We start from the raw sequence: 18,283 nt of genomic DNA, 5'->3' as shown, positions 1-18,283 counted from the left end.
GGCGGAATCGGCTAAAGTGCGATGGCGAAATTGGTTGTTTTTACAGTAGCGCTAACACCCCGTCGCCCACTTCTTGGCCGCGCCCACCGAGACCCCCGCGAACTTCGCGGCGGCGGTCGGCCCCATGCCGTCCTCCGTCGCCAGGAGGAAGAGCTCGACCTTCTCCCTGCTGTACATGCGAACCTCCAGTCCGGACCGCTTCACGGTCCAACTTTCTGTCCGCACCCCCTATTAGGTGCGACGGGCGGCGCGGCGGGCACGGGCTTCTTGGATTTCCTCCAAGTGGCTAATGATCTCGGCAGCGCTTTCCTCGATGGCCTTGCCGTCGGTACGCACCACAAAGCAGCCTAGGCGTTTCATGAGGGCACGAGCTTCCTCAAGCTCGCTGCGCACGCTCTCGGGCTCGGCATAGGAGCCGGCAACGGCACGAGCGCAGTCATCGCCCAAGCGGCTATCGCGAATTTCGGAAATCACATCGACGGTCGAAATCAGGCCGAACAGGCGCATCGGGTCGACCTCGTAAATCGACTTCGGCGGCTCCATGCCATGGGCCAACGGAACATTGGCAACCTTGTAGCCCTGATAAGCCAGATACATCGACAGCGGCGTCTTGGACGTGCGCGATACGCCCAGCAGCACGATATCGGCACCCGACAAATCGTCGCAACCGCGCCCGTCATCGTGCTCAACGAAATATTCCATGGCCTCGATACGATGGAAATAGCGGTCATCGGTCCTGTGAATCACGCCCGCGACGCCTTTGGGCGGCACACCGATGAGCGACGATAGCACGGCGAGCGTCGGACCGATCAGGTCGACCGAACGGATATGCAGCATGCCCAGGTAATCGAGCACGCGGGCGCGAAGCGCCGGATCGACAATGGTGTGAAACACGGCAATATCGCGATGGTCGGCATCGACGCGCGGGCCCACAAACGACTCCACCTGCTCCACCGAGGTCACCTTGGGCAGGCGCAACAAACGAAAAGCCCCTTCATCAAATTGCCCGGACGCCGCAAGCACCACCTCACAAGCGGTATCACCGAGCGAGTCGGAGATAACGATAACGGTGGGACGAGCGGTGACCGGGCAATCCATGCGGGGCTCCTTTTGCGCTTACGCGCAGGCTGGCTTACTTTTTACGAGCAAGCTCACCGATGTTGGCGATGCCGGAGAAAACGGCCTCGAAGCGGTTGAGCAGCTTAAGGCGATTATCGCGGAGCTGCTCGTCCTTGTCCATGACCATGACCTCGTCGAAGAAACGGTCGATGGGCGCGCGCAGGGCGGCGAGGGCAGCAAATGCGGCCGGATAATCCTCGGTAGCAAGGGCGGCATCGACAGCGGTCTGAGCAGCCTCGGAGGCGTCGGCGAGCGCAAGCTCGACCTCGCCCATCAGTCTGCGGTCGTACTCCACGCCCAGCTCGGGCTTGGAGATATGCGCGGCGCGAGCATAGGCGGTCGCAAGGTTGTCGAACGTCTCGGCGTCGTTCTTGCGGGCCTCGTCGAGGGCGGCGCAGCGGGCGAAGAAGACGGACGGAGCGATGATGTGCACCGCGGAGACGGCGGCAACGGTATCGGCCGGGATCTTTTCGTCGCGGGCCATGCTCACCAGGCGGCCATGGAAGAAGTCACGAACCTGCTGGGCGACCTCGGCGGCGTCGAACTCAATGCCCTGCTCGCTATAGAGCTCGAGGGCGAAGTCGATGAGCGACGTGGGGTCGATCGGCAGGCGGTCGCGCAGGATGTTGATGATGCCGATAGCGGCACGACGCAGCGCGTAGGGGTCCGAAGAGCCGGTCGGGGGCTCGCCGATGGCAAAGATACCGGCGATGGTATCGAGCTTGTCGGCACAGGCCACGATGCAGCCAGCGGTGCCCTCGGGCAGCTCGTCACCGGCAAAGCGAGGACGATAGTGATCGCGAATAGCATGAGCGACCTCGTCGTTCTCCCCCATCGCGATGGCGTAGTAACCGCCCATCACGCCCTGCTGGCTCGTGAACTCGACGACGGCGTTAGACACCAGGTCGGCCTTGCACAGGTGCGCGGCGCGAGCAGCGTCGGCGGCCAGGTGGGCGCCCAGATGGGCCTCGCGAGCGATGGCAAGCGCGAGTTGCTCAATGCGCTCGGACTTGGCGAGCACGCTACCGAGCTTCTCCTGGAAGGCGACCTTGGCCAGACGCTCGCGGAACTCGTCGAGGGAGATCTTCAGGTCCTCCTCGTAGAAGAACTTGGCGTCGTCCAGACGGGCGCGCACGACGCGCTCGTTGCCGTCAATCACGCGCTCGGCATTCTCGGGCTTGCTGTTGGAAACGACCACGAACTCACGCGTGAGCTTGCCCTCGCCGTCATAGATCGGGAAGTAGCGCTGGTTGGTGAGCATGGACTCGCAGATAATCTCGTGCGGGACCTTGAGGAACTCCTCATCGAAGGTACCGACGAGCACCGTCGGCCACTCGCAGAGGTTAATAACCTCCTCGAAGACCTTCTTGGGCGTATCGACATGGCAGCCGGGACGGGCGGCCTCGACCTCGGCGATACCGGCGAGGATGGCCTCACGACGGCGCTCGGCAGAAAGCACGCCGGCGTCCTCGAGCACCTGCTCGTAAACGGCGGGGCTGGCAACCACATGGTCACCAGGGCCAAGTACGCGATGACCGCGCGTGGTGTTGCCACTCGTCACGTCGGCAAACGACACGGGCACAACATCCTCGCCCAGAAGGCAGCAGATCCAACGGACCGGACGCACGAACGTCGCGTGCTCGTGGCCCCAGCGCTGGCTGCGGTAGTTGGGCCACTGCAGGCCGGCGATGGTCTTCTCGCACAGAGCAGTCAGAATCGGCGTAGCCGGTGCGGAGGGAATATTCTTCTCGGCGAACACATACTCGCGACCGTCGGTGTCCTCGCGACGGACCAGGTCCTCGGCAGCCACACCGCACTTGCGGGCAAAGCCCTGGGCGGCCTTGGTGGCGTTACCGTCAGCGTCGAAGGCAATGTTGGCCGCGGGGCCACGCTTGACCTCGTGAACCTCATCGGTCGCGGTGGCGACGTTAGCCACGAGCGCAGCCAGGCGACGCGGGCTCGAGATCACGCGGACCTCGCCGTGGGCCAGACCGGCCTCGTCGAGACCCTTGGCGATCATGGTGCCAAGCTGCTTGACGGCATTGTTCAGCGGCGCGGAGGGCATCTCCTCCGTACCGATCTCAAACAGGAAATCCTTAGCGTCTGCCATGGCTTACGCCACCTCGCCTTCCTGATCGGCATTCTCGTTGACTTCGGCGACCTCGGCCATATAGGCCTCGCAGCACGCCTTAGCGACGGCGCGGACGCGCAGGATGTAGTTAGCGCGCTCGACCGCGGACAGGGCGCCACGGGCATCGAGCAGGTTGAAGGCGTGGCTGCACTTCATGACGCAGTCATAAGCCGGCAGCGGCAGCTTGCGCTCCAGGCAGGAGTGGCACTCGGCCTCGTAGTCGTCAAACTTCTGACGCATCATCTCGACGTTGGCGACCTCAAAGTTATAGGCACTGAACTCGCGCTCGTTCTCGAGGAACACGTCGCCATAGGTCATGGGCGTTCCGTCGGGCAGGTAGCTCCACACCAGGTCGTAGACGGAGTTGACGCCCTGAGCGTACATGGCAATGCGCTCCAGGCCATAGGTGATCTCGACGGGCACGGGATCGACCTCGATGCCGCCCACCTGCTGGAAGTACGTAAACTGCGTGACCTCCATGCCGTTGAGCCAGACCTCCCAGCCAAGGCCCCAGGCGCCGAGCGTCGGGCTCTCCCAGTCGTCCTCGACAAAGCGGACGTCATGGTCGTTGGGATCCAGGCCAATGGCGGCCAGCGAACCTAGGTAGAGCTCCTGGGCGTTGACCGGCGACGGCTTGATGAGCACCTGGAACTGATAGTAGTGCTGCATGCGGTTGGGGTTCTCGCCGTAGCGGCCGTCGGCGGGACGGCGGCAGGGCTGCGCATAGCAGGTGCGCCACTCGGCGGGACCGAGCGAGCGCAGCGTGGTCGCGGTATGGAAGGTACCGGCACCGACCTCGGAGTCATAGGGCTGCATAATGACGCAGCCCTGCTCGCCCCAGTACTGCTGGAGGCGCAGGATGATGTCTTGGAAGGAAAGCGATGAAGCGTTCATGCCTCTAATATCCCCTCGTCGAAACGATTACACGGTTAGGTACTGTACTATAGCGGTTTTTAGTCGATAGCGCCGATGCGGTTGAGCGGCCAGTAGCGCACAAGCGCCACAGCGATCAAATCAGAGCGATCGACGGGACCAAAGTAGCGTGAGTCGGCAGAGTTTTCGCGGTTGTCGCCCATCACCCACACGCACCCGTCGGGAACGGTGTAGGGATAGCTTACCTGAGCGCCGGGCGCTTGGACCGAAAGTGGCCAGCTCATGCCCGTCGTATAGTCCTCGTCGAGCGCTTGGCCGTCAACGACCACCTTGCCATCCTGCAGGTCGACCGTCTGGCCGGCCGTGGCAATAACGCGCTTGACAAGAACATCATGCTCGGAGGTGCCATCGGGGTTGTGAAACACCACGATATCGCCCTGCTTGACGGGCTGACCGAGCTCGAGGCTCACCTTTTGCGCCAGGATCTGGTCGCCAATCTCGATTGTGTCCTCCATAGAGCCGGTGGGCACCACAAAGGGCTCGACCACAAACGAGCGAATCAAGAAGGTGGCGACCAGTGCGATCGCGATGACCGCGATCCACTCAAAAGCACCCCTCAACGCGGAATGTTGCGTAGGAACCATTCTCACTCCTCGCTCTGCGAATACGAAGCGTCCAAAATCTCCTGCGCGTAAGCGCGCTCCTCGGGCGTGAGCCGCGCTGTCTCGATCAGATCGGGACGCCAGCGGCAGGTGCGCTCGATGGCGTTCTTACGACGCCAGGCATCGACCTTGGCGTGATCGCCGCTCACAAGCACCGGCGGCACGCCCTCGCCGTTGAACTCGGCGGGGCGGGTGTACTGCGCGTACTCGAGCAGTCCTCCGTCCTCGGCGGTCGAGAATGACTCGTCCACATTGCTCATCTCGTCGCCCAGGGCGCCGGGAATCAGGCGTACGACGGCATCGGCAACGACCATAGCGGGAAGCTCGCCGCCCGTGAGCACGTAGTCGCCGATCGACAGACGCTCATCGGCATACGCATACGCGCGCTCGTCGACGCCCTCGTAGCGGCTGCACACAAACAGCAGGCGCTCACTTTTGAGCAGGCGCTCGGCCACATGCTGCGTAAAGGGCTCGCCACAGGGGGTGAAGAACACAACCGTGGGCTTGGGACCCTCTGCGCCAATGGCCTCGATGGCCTCTGCGATAGGCTCGACCTTCATGAGCATGCCCTGCCCGCCGCCGTACGGCTCGTCATCGACGGTACGATGGCGGTCGTGCGTCCAGTCGCGCAGGTTATACGCCTTGAAATCAAAAAGGCCGGCCTTGCGGGCGCGGCCCAAGATCGATGTGGACATGACGGGCTCAAACATCTCGGGAAAGACCGAAAGGGTCTCGATCAGCATGTTGTCCTCCCTACTTGTCCATATCGATCAGGCCGTCCATAACGTGGACGGAAATTGTTCCTGTGTCGGGAAGATCGAGCACGACCTGCTCGATCACGGGAATCAGTACCTCGCCGTACCGATCGCCCTCGACAACCCAAACATCGTTAGCGAGCGTCGACATGATCTCGACGATCGTGCCGAGCGAACCGAAGCGCTCGTCGACCACCTCGCGACCCATCAGGTCGGTATAGGCAGCGTCGAGCGAATCGAGCTCAAAATCGTCACGATTTGCCAGCACGTAGCATCCCGTGATACCCTCGGCGGCCGTCAAGTCGTCAATGCCCTCAAACGAGACCAGATCGCCATCGCCCGTATCGGTGACGGACACGACCGTGCAAAAGCGGTCGCGCTTGAGCGCCGGCGGCGTCAGGGCGACGCGCATACCCGGCTCTAATACAGAAGGAAGCCCCCGCAGCGGCTGCGCGAGGACCTCCCCCTTCCTTCCGTGCGGCTTGACCACACGGGCGATGTTTTTGTACTGGGACCTCAAGGTCCTAGCCCAGAACCTCTACCTCGACAGCAGTGTCGAGGCGAGCGGCCAGTGCACGGGCGAGCGTGCGAATGGCCTTGATGGTACGGCCACGACGGCCGATGACCTTAGCGACGTCATCCTCGGCGACCGAAACCTCAATTGTAGAGGCGTCGTCACCATCGATGACCTCAAGGCTCACGGAATCCGGGTCGTCGACGATCTGAACAACGAGATATTCGACGAGATCGGCGATGCGATCTGAGAGCATTGCCTCACCCTCGAGCTGTGCAGCGTCAACCTCAGGCACGATTTACTCCTCGGCGCCCTCAGCGGCCTCAGCGGCAGCCTTAGCGGCCTCGGCCTCTTTGGCGAGCTGCTTCTTGGACTTCTTGACGACGGTCTCGGTCTTCTCGCCCTCGTTGGCGGCCTTGACCAGAGCGGCGACGGCGTCGGTAAGCTGAGCGCCCTTGGACTGCCAGTCGGCGATCTTCTCGAGGTCGAGGTTGATGGTCTTGGGGGCGGTCATCGGGTTGTAGCGGCCAACCTCCTCGATGATACGACCGTCACGCGGGGCGCGGGAATCGGCGACGACGACACGGTAGTACGGACGCTTCTTAGCGCCGTGACGAGCAAGGCGAATCTTGACTGCCAAAGGAAACTCCTCCAACCAAGCAGCTTTAGGCTGCAACTACAAACAAACAGTTGAACATAATACGCCATCGACGCGGGCAGGTGAAGTCCGTGAGACCAACTTCTTCGGTGTAGTCGAGGGCAAATCCATATCTTAGACAAGAATTCGGGATTTGCAAGCACATACACGCACCCCACATGAGCTGCGCGGTATACTCATGACATGGAAAGACGCGAACATACATACGGTTATGAGGATGCCACGGGCGTCACGCCGCCTCCCTGGACGGGTCCGGCGGTGGGCCTGATGGACCTCGATGCGTTTTTTGCGAGCGTGGAGATGCTCGATCATCCCGAATGGCGCGGCAAGCCGCTCATCGTGGGCGGAGACGCCGATTCGCGTGGCGTCGTGTCCACGTGTTCGTATGAGGCACGTCGCTTTGGCGTGCACTCTGCCATGGCCTCGGCCGAAGCGCGGCGCTTGTGCCCGAAAGCCATTTGGACGCACGGGCACTTTGATCGCTACCGCGAGGTGAGCGCGCAGGTCATGGCGATTCTCGCCGACGAGACCCCGCGCGTCGAGCGCGTATCCATCGACGAAGCCTTTATCGATATCACACCGGGTCGCTTTGCGCCCGAAGACCCGCTGCTGGTTGCGCGGCGTATAAGCGACCGCGTGGCAGGGCTGGGAGTGACCTGCTCCATTGGCGTGGGCTGCAACAAGACGGTCGCAAAAATCGCAAGCGAGCGGGATAAGCCGTTTGGGCTGACCATCGTGCGCCCCGGAACCGAGCAGCGCTTTTTGGCCGCGCTGCCGGTATCTGCCATGAGTGGCATCGGGCGCTCGGCCGAGGAGCGACTGCGCCGCATGCGCATCTACACCCTCGGCGAGCTATCACGTGCACCGGAATCCACCTTGGCCTCTATTTTTGGCGTCAACGGCGAACGCATGCGCCAGCGTGCGCAAGGACTCGAAATCTCCGAAGTCACGAGTCTCGATGAAGAGCGCGAGGTCAAATCGGTCAGCAATGAACGCACCTTTGCGAAAGATTTGACTGAGCGTGGGGATATTGAGGCGGCGATTGCGCTGTTGGGAGAGTCAGTGGGACGCCGCCTGCGCCGTCAGGGGCTGACGGGTGCCACGGTAACGCTCAAGCTTAAGTATTCGTATGGCAGCGGGCGTACGGCACAGCGCCGGCTGCCTCATCCGACCGACGATGAGAACATCTTCGTGGCGGTTGCACTCGAACTGCTCGACAACATCTGGCAGGATGGCATGCATGTTCGCTTAGCGGGCATCGGCATGAGCGACTTCGACCACCAAGGCGGCATCCAGACTGACCTGTTCTGCGAGATCGATGACCGCGGAGCCCAATCCAGCGACCGCCGCGACCTCTCCGTCGCCATCGACGCCGTCCGAGACAAATTCGGCGACACCGCCCTTTCCTTCGGCCGCCAATCCCGCTTCAATAACTAGTCTTTTTTGGACGGGGGGGGGTTGCTGCCTTCCGTCCGACACGGCATTGGTAGTCAATTTGGGACGGGGCTATTTTAGCTACCCCTATATATCGGTTGAGATTCATTCGGCCTAATTCATTCACCGTCAGCCAAAGGGTAGCTAAAATAGCCCCGTCCCAAATTGACTACCCCGGATGTCCGGTTTGCCCGCCGCAACAAAACTCTGTCCCAAATAGCTACTGATCGAGCTTGACCTTCTGAATCGTGCAGTGACCGATGCCCGTGAGGCGCACGATCTGCTTTATCGAAAAGCCCTCGTTTTTGAGCGTACGGATGTAGTTGTCGCGCACGGCTTTAGGCAAATCTTTAAGGTGGTGAGGCTCATACGGTTTAAGGAGAGCCTGTGCAAACTCCAGTGCATCTATGTCGCTCACATGAGCGCCGTCACGGAAGCAATATCGATTCGGTTCTCCCGAGGTACTGAAAGCAAAAAATCTCTGAGAATCTCCGAGCAAACCTAGCACACATTCAGTCATACAAATACCCGGGTATCCCATATATTCGCTAAAACTGCTCCAACGATATAGTGAAGCAGTCCCAATCCTGGCTTTCGCAGGATTATCGTGAATATATCTCACACAGTTGAGCAGCTGATCATCGTTAAGAATCGGCACGCTCTTAAATCGATCCTGAAAAACTGGTCCCTTCCGTCCGGTTTTCGCGTTGAAATACATCGCATATGCAGTCGTAACAGAGTGCATGCAATCGCTCAGGTGAACATGTTCATCATCTAGCAACAAGTGAATATGGTTGTCCATAAGGCACCAAGCAATGATATTGACGTCGTATTTTCGGCATTTCGAGGCAAGCAACCGAATCAAATATATCCGATCATCGGCATCCTCAAATATCAGCTGACCACCACAGCCCTTTTGGACGACATGGTAATAGCCGTAAACAGAGATTTCCCGCGCGGTCCGAGTCATACGCATCTCCTCCTCTACAGATAACAAATACGTTACCCGAGTCGGAAAGCTAAATATCACGCAATGAACCGCAACTCGCTTCTATCGGCGAACGGTAGGTAGTAGCTAAAAAAGCCCCGTCCCAAATTAGCTACTTTGGGCAAAAAGAAAGGCGGGCAGGTGCGGAAACCGCACCTGCCCGGCGATATGCGTGAGGGTAGCTAAACCCCGTCTCAAATGAGCTACTAGAGGAGGTTGAGGGGGAGCTGGGGGGCGTCTCCCCAGAGTTTCTCGAGGCGGTAGAAGTCGCGGGCTTCGGGAGTGAAGACGTGGACGACAACCGAACCGTAGTCCATGAGCATCCAAGTCTTCTGCTCGCGGCCCTCGATGGAGAACGGATGCTCGCCGCAAGCCTCGGCGACCTTCTCCTCAATCTCGTCGACGATCGAATCAACCTGGCGGTTGTTGGTGCCGGTAGCAAGGACAAAGTAGTCGCACACATCGGAAAGCTCAGTCAGGTCGAGCACCTGAACGTCCTCGCCCTTCTTGTCGTAGGCGGCCTGCGCGGCGGCGCGGGCGACATCCTCGGCGGCGACACCGCTCGCGGACAGCGAGGCGGCGGTGCGGTCGGACGTGGCGGCGAAGCTCTTGTGCTCCACATCCTTGAGAATCTGCTCGTCAGTCATGGTCTCGTCGGCCATGGAATACCTCTTTCTAGACGCACCCGAGCTAGCGTAGCTGGGCGTAATGGTTGTAAATCGTAATAGCCGTGGGATAAAGATAACGCCCGGACTGGATCACATAGACCAAACCCTGCGCAAAACAGGAGAAGAACAACTCATCGAGCGTCGACTCCCCCACCATCTTGCGCAGCGCATGCGCATAGTCGCCGTGGCGGTTGGGCTCGATGACATCGGCCACAAAGACCACCATATCGAGCGGCGTCATGTCGCAAGCTCCCACGGTGTGACGGTCGACAGCCTGAAAGACCGCCGGCGACAGCCCGGGAAAAAGCTGCGGAAGCTCATAGGCGGCAACTGGGCCATGCAAAAGCGGCGTCGCGGCGGAAGGAGAGCCGGCAATCTTAATGCCGTAATGCAGAGCGCGCGTGACCAGCTCGTCGTCGGAGAGCACTTTGTCCCAGTCATGGATCAGGCCGGCGGCAGCGGCATCAAAGCGGTCAACGCCGTAGACCTCGGCCAGATGAAGTGCGGTCTCGGCAACACCCAGCGAATGCACATAGCGCTTGCGCTTATCCTTCATGCGAACATCGAGCAGCTCTTGAATGCGCTTGAGCAGCGCGCGCTCATCGCCCTCAAACTGATCCTCTACCGACAACGTAGACCCCCATCACTCAAAATCTTCTTGGCCCAAATCGGCATATAGCCTGCGTTTGCGAATGTAGCCGAGCACGGACTCGCTCGTAAGATAGCGCACGCTCATACCACGGGCAACACGCTTGCGAATGTTCGTCGAGCTGATCGCCAGCGCCGGAATCTGAATATAGCGCACGTCGAACGGCAGCCCCGACTCTTTGATTCGGGCACGCGCCGTATCGATATCAAAGCCCGGTCGCGTCGCCGCAATAAAGGTAGCAAGCTCAGCGATTCGTTCGGCATCATGCCAAGTCACAATATCGATAATCGCGTCGGCGCCCGTAATAAAGTAGAGCTTTACCTGCGACGGGTAAAAGTCGCGAAGGGCATGAAGCGTATCGGCCGTATAGGTTACACCCGGACGGTCGATCTCGAACCGGCTCGCCAAAAAGGCCGGGTTCGCGGCGGTGGCGAGGACCGTCATGGCATAACGGTCCTCGGCAGGCGTCACCGGCTTGTCAAGCTTAAAGGCAGGAGAGCCCGCCGGCATAAAGAGCACAGCGTCCAAGTCGAGCGACTCGCGCGCCTGCTCGGCGGTCACCAGGTGCCCGTAATGGATGGGATCAAAGGTGCCACCCATAATGCCGAGCCTAAACTCCTGCCCGTCCTCTAGAGGAAGCTCGGGCAGACCGATTCCACCGCGCAGCGACATGGCTTACTCGCCCTCCGAGGTCTCGGCATCGCCCGCGGCATCCGCCGCATCGACAACCTCGACTCCCTCATCCGCAGCATCGGCCACGTCAATGGCTTCAACGGCAACGTCCTCGCCAGCATCCTCGAGCTCCTCGTACTCCGAGAAGTCCTCGGCGCCCTCAAAGTCAAAGGCGCGCTGGCAAATGCGGACCTCGTCGCCCGCACGGCAACCGGCCTTCTCGAGCGCGTCGTCAACACCCATACGCGCAAACTTATGCTGCAGGTAAATGACGGCTTCCTCGTTTTCCCAGTCGGTCTGGATGACCATGCGCTCGATGGCACGACCGACCACGCGGAAGGCACCGGGCTCTTCCTGAACAATGCGGAAACGCTTCTCACGCTGCAGGCGACGGCGCTCCCACTCATCGTCGCGCAGAACGACCGGCTCATCCGAGACAGCCAACTCGGCGCGCAGCTTAGCCACCTGCTCGCCCACGGCAAGCATCAGCGTGTTGAGGCCGGCGCCCGTCACGGCAGACACGGCAAAGAACATATGTCCATCGTCGAGCGCTGCGCGCTTGAGGTCGGCAATCTTGTCGGCCGTGCCCGGCGCATCGCACTTGTTGGCAACGACGATCTGCGGACGCTCCGAAAGCTCGGCGCCATACTGCTCGAGCTCGCGGTTGATGATGTGGTAATCCTCGACCGGATCGCGATCCTCAAAACCACCCGTCATGTCGACGACGTGCATGATCAGGGCCGTACGCTCAATGTGGCGCAGGAACTGGTGACCCAGGCCCTTACCCTCGCTCGCGCCTTCGATAAGACCGGGGACGTCGGCAACGACGTAAGAATATTCACCGGCACGCACCATGCCGAGGTTCGGCACGAGCGTGGTAAACGGGTAGTCAGCAATCTTGGGACGGGCGGCACTCATGCGCGCGATGAGCGATGACTTACCCACGGAGGGAAAGCCCACGAGCGCGGCATCGGCCATAAGCTTCATCTCGAGCTCGATCCAGTGCTCCTCGGCCGGTTCGCCCAACTGGGCAAAGGCCGGAGCGCGACGCACCGACGTCACAAAGTGCGTGTTGCCCAGACCGCCGGCACCGCCGGGCGCCACGACGACGCGCTCGCCGTCGTGCACCAGGTCGGCAATCTCAAACATCGGGGTCTGCGTCTCGGGATCGAGCTCGCGCACCACGGTACCCATAGGGACCTTGAGAATCAGGTCCTCGCCGCTCTTGCCGTTACGACGGGCACCCTGCCCGTGCGTGCCGCGCTCGGCGCGAAAGTGATGCTTAAAGCGGTAATCGATCAGCGAAGACAGCTGAGCATCGGCCTGGATGACGACATTGCCGCCACGACCGCCGTCGCCGCCATCGGGGCCGCCCTTGGGGACAAATGCCTCGCGCCTAAACGACATGCATCCGGCTCCGCCGTCGCCGCCGCACACGTTAATGCGGCTGATATCGGTGAACTGTGACAACAGAATCGCCTCCTACAAAAAAGAGGGAGACCCTTGAATCCTAAAACTCAAGTGCCTCCCACATATGTGCTCTATGAAGGGTGAATTACGCGTTCGCGAGCGGGCGTACGCTGACCCTGTGCTTGATACCCTTGTGGAACTCAACGGTACCGTCGACCAGCGCGAACAGCGTGTCGTCCTTACCACGGCCAACGTTCTCACCCGGGTGGATGTGCGTGCCGTGCTGACGGACGAGAATCGTGCCCGTGGTTACCGTCTGGCCGGCATAGCGCTTCGTGCCAAGGCGCTGACCGCGGGAGTCACGGCCATTACGGGAGGAACCGAGTCCTTTTTTGTGTGCCATTGTGTATACCTACTCTTTCGTTACGAGTGTAATCTACTCGGCGACGGGAGCCTCGGCAACAGCCTCAGCCTCTGCCTTGACAGCCTTCTTGGCGCGGGAGGTAGCCTGAACCTTCACGATCTTCAGCTTGGTGAGCTGCTGACGGTGACCCTTCAGACGACGATAGCGCTTGCGCTTGTGGAACTTGAAGACCAGCTGCTTCTCGCCCTTGAACTGCTCAACGATCTGAGCGGTAACCTTGGCCTTGGCCAGCTTGTCGGGATCGGTGACGATCTTCTTACCATCGTTGAGGAAGATAACCGGCAGGGTGACCTTGTCGCCCTCATTGCCCTCGATCTTCTCGACGGTGATGACATCGTCGGTGGCGACCTTGTACTGCTTGCCGCCCGTGTTAACGATTGCGTACATGTTTACTTGCCCTTCATGCATCAGTTAGTGCAACAGCCGAATATAGTAGCAGGCGAAAATACCCCCGTCAACGAGTATGTGGAGCAAATCCACAAGTTCGCACAGGTATGGGGCTGACGAGTCGGCCCTCGTCGTCCTCGCATGCTTGATTCTGACGCTCGACATCGTAGGAGCAGATGGTCACGAGGTCTTGCATACCGGTGGAAACAATAGGTGCATCCACGCCCGGGGTCAAGCCCTGCAACAAAACATCAGCAGCAGAAAGCAAAATTTCCGGACGCATGGAGCCCTCGTTGTCGGCATGGGTGTCGAGCATGAGCACCAAATGGTCCGGGCGCTCCCCCGCCGTGAGCTCATAGCCCACGAGCGTGTGATCCAAATCCAAGCGCTTGCTCTTTTTGCCGCGCGCGTAGTCGATGCCGTGGCCCGCGCGCAGCGTGTCGATCGCACGACGCACCTCGTCGGCGCTTACGGGCGCCTCGGGATCCAAGTGCAGGTCGATGCGATACGACAGGCGCGTGAGCTGCGCCGTCAACGCCGGCGTGCGCACGTCGATGTACGCCGCCTCGATGGGCGCCAGATCGGCCGGAGACGCCGCAGCCAGGCGCCCAAACGCCTCGTCGAGCGCCACGAACTCGGTCATAAACAGGTCATACCACTCGCAGGTCGACGACGTACCCACCGGCAGCGCCGAAGAGAAGCCCACGCGCATGTGCGGAGAGAAGCCCTGCGTGACGGCATAGGGAAGTCCCGCACGGCGCACGATGCGCTCAATGGTATGGATTACTTCGAGATGGCCCAGGTACTTAAGGCGATCGCGCTTGCCATAGCGAACACGAAGTCTAAAGAGCGAGGGGTTGTCGGTCAGGCGCTCACTCATGCGCGATCACCCATCAATACATTCTTGGCGTGGAGCGTGGGGCAGATCCCGCAGCCGGTGCACGACGTGCGGGTACAGTCGGGAGTCGTGACGCCCTCGAGCGAGCGACGGTACTCGCGCTCGAGGAAGCCGCGCGTGCAGCCGGGGCTCACGTGCTCCCACGGCAGGCGCCAGTCCAACTCGTAGGGCAGGTGCACGAGCTCATTGAGGTCGATGCCGTTTTTGGCAGCAGCTTCCTTCCAGTTATCGAGCGAGAAATGCTCTACCCAGGCGTCAAAGCGAGAGCCCGAGCGCCAAGCATCGATGATGACGGGCGTCATGTCACGACCGGCGCGGGAAAGCGCGGCCTCGATGAGCGAGGTCTCGGCATCGTGGTAATGCACGCGGACGGCACGGTTGCGAACGCTCGTGATAAGCAGCTTCTGGCGACGCTTGACGTCGTCGTAGTCGAGCTGCGGGCACCACTGGAACGGCGTGGCAGCCTTGGGGATAAAGACCGAAACCGAGATCGACACCGAAATCGAGCCGCGACGAGCCTTGGGCACCACGGAACGACCGAGCTCCAGCACGTGATCGGCCAGATTGGCGATGGCCACGATGTCCTCATCGCGCTCGCCGGGAAGGCCCATCATAAAGTAGAGCTTCATGCGGTTCCAACCGGCCTCGAAGGCCGCCTTGGCCGCACGGTCCAGGTCCTCCTCGGTCACGTTCTTGTTAATGATGTCGCGCATGCGCTGGCTGCCGGCCTCGGGCGCGAACGTTAGTCCGCCCTTCTTTTCGCCGGCGACCGACTCGGCCATATCCACGCCAAACGAATCCAGGCGCTGCGACGGAATAGACACGCGAATACCCGTATCCTCCAGGCGACGGTTGAGCCTGCCGAGCACGTCGCGAATGCAGGAGTGGTCGGTCGTGGAGAGCGAGGTCAGCGACACCTCGTCATAGCCAGTCTTTTCCAGGCCCTGAATCACCGACGAGACGATCTGGTCGGCCGAGCGCTCGCGCACCGGGCGATACGTCATGCCGGCCTGGCAAAAACGACAGCCGCGGGCGCAGCCGCGCAGGATCTCGATAGACAGGCGGTCGTGAACCAGCTGCGCATAGGGCACGCACGACTGCGACAGCGGATTCGTGGCGCCGAAATCCTCGACGACGCGCTTGTAGACCACGGTCGGCGCATCCTTGCCCTCACGTGGCACGGTGTAGCCATGCGGCGAGCAGGGCTCGTCATGACGAACCTCATAGAGCGACGGCACGTAGTTGCCGGCAATGGATGCAAGCTGCTCGACAATCTGCGCGCGCGGGACCCCTTCGTCACGCAGGCGGCGATGCAGCTGGCAGGTCTCGAGCAGCGATTCCTCGCCCTCACCGATGAGGATGGCATCGAAGAAGGCCGCGTACGGCTCGGGGTTGTACACCGAGGGACCGCCGGCGATGATGATTGGGTCGTCTTCACCTCGGTCGGCCGCTAACAGCGGAATGCCAGCGAGGTCCAAAGCCTCGAGGAAGTTCGTCACCGCCATCTCGTGCGGCACATGCAGACCGACGATATCAAACGAAGCGACCGGCGCTGCACCCTCGAGCGATAGCAGCGGAATACCCGCCTCGCGCATGGCGTCGCCCATATCGGGCCACGGCACATAGCCGCGCTCGCAGGAGATGCCCTCGGCCTGGTTAAGGATGTTGTAGAGGATGGCGATGCCCTGGTTGGGCAGACCAACCTCGTACACATCCGGGTAGATCAGGCAGCAACGGTAGTCGGCATCGGCCTTGGAAAGCGTGCCCCACTCGTGATCGATATAGCGGCTCGGCTTCTCGACCTTGGCGAGCAACGGCTCAATTAAATGAAAACAATCTTGGTACGGAACGCGCAACGGAAAACCCCTAAGCAGCGAGATCTGATGCGTCCTGGTAGGACGCCATAGGACGGGTAGCGCCCGCGACCGTGGTCACAAGATCGCGAACGCGGGAAAACGTGGCAGTGACCACCTCATTGGCACGGCTGTAGTCGACATCGCGCTCGTAGAGCGAAACGAGCGCACGGCCCATGCCATAGGTGCCCGCGGCAGCAGTGAGCGCCTTGACGGCAAACCCAATATGCGGCGTCTGCTTGACGAGCGCGCGGGTGACCGCGCGGATCACAAGACCGCCGGCAAGCACGCCCGCGACCTCGTAGCCACGCTCGGGTTTAATGCCGCGTCCAAAGACGGCAGCGAGCTCAAAGAGCATGCCCACCTGCGCCAGCGCCATAACGGGATAATCGGCGCCCGGCAAAAACACCAGTGCACCGGTCGCCATATTGGTGAGCGCGCACGAGGTGATGATACGGTTGGCCGCCGCGATGCGCATGAAGGCAAAGTTCGCCGCAAAAGCCGTTTCCTTGTCGGTGCGATCGAGAATCCAGCGGGCAAGCGTCTCGAGCAGATACGTCTTATCGATTGCCGCCACCACGCCGAGCATGGGCGTGGACTCCTCGATAAACGGCACCTCCACAGCAGACTCGGCAAGCACGCACACGGGCGCGCCGGCGATCACGAGCTCCTGCACGGCACTCTCCAAGCGGTCGGAACCACACGAGAGCACCAGCACCACATCGGTATCGGTCTTTGGAGCAATTCGCTCCTCCCCCAGACGCTCGACGCGCACAATGCCCGAGGTCGTCTGCGGCACAAAGGCGTCACGCACCGTCTCGGCCAGAAAGCGCGAGGCGGACGAATCCAGATAGACCGAGACGCGCACCGGCGTATCGGAATCCTTCTTAACGGACGCGCCCATCTTAAAAGCGCGGGTCAGCTTATCTACGGGAATTTTCATAGCAAACCCCTCCAGCGGTTACGCGGCGCCCGAACGATGCCGCCATATGGATTGTACGATACCCACCGTCAGCAGCTGAATCATCATCGAAGACGAACCGAAGCTAATAAACGGTAGCGGAATACCGGTAATCGGCATCATGCCGATGCACATGCCGATGTTTTCGAAAGTCTGGAACGCCCACATGCCAACGATGCCCACACACGAAAGACGCAAAAACAGCGACTCGCACTTAAAGGCGACGCGAATCGTCGAAAAGATCAGCAGCACGTAGAGGCACAGGAGCAAAAAGGAACCGCAAAAGCCAAAGGTCTCGGACAGGAAGGCGAAGACGAAGTCGGTGTGGAACTCAGGCAGAAAGCCGCCGGCCGACTGCGTCGCATGCCCCAGGCCCTTACCAAAGAAGCCGCCCGAGCCAACGGCGATAAGCGACTGCTGCAGGTTGTAGGCATCGTCCGAATCGGCATTATCGGGGTCGATAAAGACCGTCAGACGGTTCATCTGATACTGCTTGATGAGCACATCGTGGCCGAGCAACGAATCAAAGACCGAATCAAGCGCCAGGACGAGGGCCACCAGGCCCACGAGCAGGGCCAGGGTCGACAGCACCCATTCGCGGCGTGCACCGCTCATGCAGATGACGATGGCGCCCGAAACCAGCACGACCAGGCCCGAGCCCAGGTCACCCATGGCAACGACGGCCAAAAACGGAATAGACAGCATGCCGCAGAGCTTGACGTAGTCGCGAACGGTATCGATGCGACCGTTATACTGCGAGCCAAGCGTAGCAATAAAGAAGATGGTGATGAGCTTGGCAAGCTCAACCGGCTGGAACGTCAAGCCGATACCGGGAATCTTGATCCAGCCCGTCATGCCCAGACCGCCCGTATAGGACAGACCCGGAATCTTGGGCGAGAAGATCACGATCAGGTCGATGACGAGCAACGCCGTCGAGAAATTGGAAATACCGCGCAGGTCGGTTCGCCAGACGAGCACCGCCAGCACCGCTCCGATGCCAATTCCCAGCAAATGGCGCGAGAACGAAGCATCGGCCTTAAACTGCGAAGCCGACCAGATAATGATGGCACCGTAGGCGACGAGCGCCACAGTAGCCACGAGCACACCGATATGCACCTTTTGGCGAAACGTGCCGCGCGAGGCCGAAAGTTGCTTGTTGACGCGGTCCAGGCTGCTGCGAGAGCCGGTCTTGGTTGAACGGAACAGATCCGCCGGAGAAAAATCCAT

21 protein-coding genes are annotated in these 18,283 nt (G+C 60.8%); 1 reads left to right on the top strand and 20 read right to left on the bottom strand.

Translation table 11 applies throughout. The features are described from left to right. Positions 1-51: 51 nt before the first annotated feature. The 9 genes from FGQ61_RS09755 to rpsP are packed head-to-tail and all read right to left on the bottom strand — an operon-like array spanning position 52 to position 6,694. Positions 52-177 carry a hypothetical protein gene (locus tag FGQ61_RS09755; protein ID WP_267471266.1) on the bottom strand — a complete coding sequence of 42 codons (126 nt, stop codon included), beginning with the start codon at positions 175-177 and terminating at the stop codon, positions 52-54. A 54-nt stretch (positions 178-231) separates the two neighbouring features. Continuing rightward, entirely contained in the window at positions 232-1,098 is an 867-nt protein-coding gene (locus FGQ61_RS06590) for a pyruvate, water dikinase regulatory protein (protein WP_138374990.1), read from the bottom strand. Positions 1,099-1,132: 34 nt separating this feature from the next. Continuing rightward, a complete protein-coding gene (gene glyS, locus FGQ61_RS06585) occupies positions 1,133-3,229 on the bottom strand; it encodes a glycine--tRNA ligase subunit beta (protein WP_138374989.1) in 2,097 nt (698 codons plus the stop codon). A gap of 3 nt (positions 3,230-3,232) precedes the next feature. After that, positions 3,233-4,144 carry a glycine--tRNA ligase subunit alpha gene (locus FGQ61_RS06580; RefSeq protein WP_138374988.1) on the bottom strand — a complete coding sequence of 304 codons (912 nt, stop codon included), beginning with the start codon at positions 4,142-4,144 and terminating at the stop codon, positions 3,233-3,235. A 59-nt stretch (positions 4,145-4,203) separates the two neighbouring features. Then, complete coding sequence (gene lepB, locus FGQ61_RS06575) at positions 4,204-4,767, bottom strand: signal peptidase I (protein WP_138374987.1); 564 nt, start codon at positions 4,765-4,767, stop codon at positions 4,204-4,206. Positions 4,768-4,769: 2 nt separating this feature from the next. Further along, complete coding sequence (gene trmD, locus FGQ61_RS06570; protein ID WP_138374986.1) at positions 4,770-5,528, bottom strand: tRNA (guanosine(37)-N1)-methyltransferase TrmD; 759 nt, start codon at positions 5,526-5,528, stop codon at positions 4,770-4,772. Positions 5,529-5,538: 10 nt separating this feature from the next. Next, positions 5,539-6,030, bottom strand: coding sequence for a ribosome maturation factor RimM (rimM, locus tag FGQ61_RS06565; RefSeq protein WP_225094251.1), 492 nt, complete (start codon positions 6,028-6,030; stop codon positions 5,539-5,541). A 34-nt stretch (positions 6,031-6,064) separates the two neighbouring features. Beyond that, positions 6,065-6,310 carry a KH domain-containing protein gene (locus FGQ61_RS06560; RefSeq protein ID WP_171021534.1) on the bottom strand — a complete coding sequence of 82 codons (246 nt, stop codon included), beginning with the start codon at positions 6,308-6,310 and terminating at the stop codon, positions 6,065-6,067. A 42-nt stretch (positions 6,311-6,352) separates the two neighbouring features. Further along, entirely contained in the window at positions 6,353-6,694 is a 342-nt protein-coding gene (gene rpsP, locus FGQ61_RS06555; RefSeq protein WP_022094749.1) for a 30S ribosomal protein S16, read from the bottom strand. A gap of 201 nt (positions 6,695-6,895) precedes the next feature. Between rpsP and dinB the strand changes: the two genes are divergently transcribed. Continuing rightward, positions 6,896-8,149 (top strand): DNA polymerase IV, encoded by a 1,254-nt coding sequence (gene dinB, locus FGQ61_RS06550; RefSeq protein WP_138374984.1) that lies wholly within the window; start codon positions 6,896-6,898, stop codon positions 8,147-8,149. 217 nt (positions 8,150-8,366) lie between these two features. Here dinB and FGQ61_RS06545 read toward each other — a convergent pair whose 3' ends face one another. The 11 genes from FGQ61_RS06545 to FGQ61_RS06495 form a co-directional block, all read right to left on the bottom strand. Next, positions 8,367-9,116: a transposase gene (locus FGQ61_RS06545; RefSeq protein WP_161144683.1), complete on the bottom strand. Its 750-nt coding sequence runs from the start codon at positions 9,114-9,116 to the stop codon at positions 8,367-8,369. A gap of 224 nt (positions 9,117-9,340) precedes the next feature. Further along, positions 9,341-9,796 carry a ribosome silencing factor gene (rsfS, locus tag FGQ61_RS06540; protein WP_138374982.1) on the bottom strand — a complete coding sequence of 152 codons (456 nt, stop codon included), beginning with the start codon at positions 9,794-9,796 and terminating at the stop codon, positions 9,341-9,343. 28 nt (positions 9,797-9,824) lie between these two features. Beyond that, a complete protein-coding gene (gene yqeK, locus FGQ61_RS06535; RefSeq protein WP_171021533.1) occupies positions 9,825-10,358 on the bottom strand; it encodes a bis(5'-nucleosyl)-tetraphosphatase (symmetrical) YqeK in 534 nt (177 codons plus the stop codon). An 87-nt stretch (positions 10,359-10,445) separates the two neighbouring features. After that, the gene (gene nadD / locus FGQ61_RS06530) at positions 10,446-11,123 is read right to left on the bottom strand and encodes a nicotinate-nucleotide adenylyltransferase (protein WP_022094753.1); all 678 of its coding nucleotides are present in this window, start codon (positions 11,121-11,123) and stop codon (positions 10,446-10,448) included. Between the two features lie 3 nt (positions 11,124-11,126). Then, on the bottom strand, positions 11,127-12,593 hold the full coding sequence (gene obgE / locus FGQ61_RS06525) for a GTPase ObgE (protein ID WP_022094754.1): 1,467 nt from the start codon (positions 12,591-12,593) through the stop codon (positions 11,127-11,129). An 85-nt stretch (positions 12,594-12,678) separates the two neighbouring features. Then, a complete protein-coding gene (gene rpmA, locus FGQ61_RS06520; RefSeq protein WP_006236075.1) occupies positions 12,679-12,936 on the bottom strand; it encodes a 50S ribosomal protein L27 in 258 nt (85 codons plus the stop codon). A 33-nt stretch (positions 12,937-12,969) separates the two neighbouring features. Then, positions 12,970-13,344, bottom strand: a complete 375-nt coding sequence (gene rplU / locus FGQ61_RS06515) for a 50S ribosomal protein L21 (RefSeq protein WP_035138585.1) — start codon at positions 13,342-13,344, stop codon at positions 12,970-12,972. Between the two features lie 67 nt (positions 13,345-13,411). Continuing rightward, entirely contained in the window at positions 13,412-14,224 is an 813-nt protein-coding gene (locus FGQ61_RS06510) for a TIGR03936 family radical SAM-associated protein (RefSeq protein ID WP_055285117.1), read from the bottom strand. After that, on the bottom strand, positions 14,221-16,098 hold the full coding sequence (locus FGQ61_RS06505) for a TIGR03960 family B12-binding radical SAM protein (protein WP_118094270.1): 1,878 nt from the start codon (positions 16,096-16,098) through the stop codon (positions 14,221-14,223). The genes FGQ61_RS06510 and FGQ61_RS06505 overlap by 4 nt, the downstream gene beginning before the upstream one ends. Before the next feature lie 10 nt (positions 16,099-16,108). Then, a complete protein-coding gene (locus tag FGQ61_RS06500) occupies positions 16,109-17,038 on the bottom strand; it encodes a YcjF family protein (RefSeq protein ID WP_117745944.1) in 930 nt (309 codons plus the stop codon). An 18-nt stretch (positions 17,039-17,056) separates the two neighbouring features. Continuing rightward, on the bottom strand, positions 17,057-18,283 hold the full coding sequence (locus FGQ61_RS06495; protein ID WP_022094759.1) for an FtsW/RodA/SpoVE family cell cycle protein: 1,227 nt from the start codon (positions 18,281-18,283) through the stop codon (positions 17,057-17,059).

This window comes from Collinsella aerofaciens (genome assembly GCF_005844325.1).
GTDB classification, from domain to species: domain Bacteria; phylum Actinomycetota; class Coriobacteriia; order Coriobacteriales; family Coriobacteriaceae; genus Collinsella; species Collinsella aerofaciens_G.
Note: the sequence above shows the minus strand (reverse complement) of the source record. Positions and strands in the feature narration are given on the sequence as shown.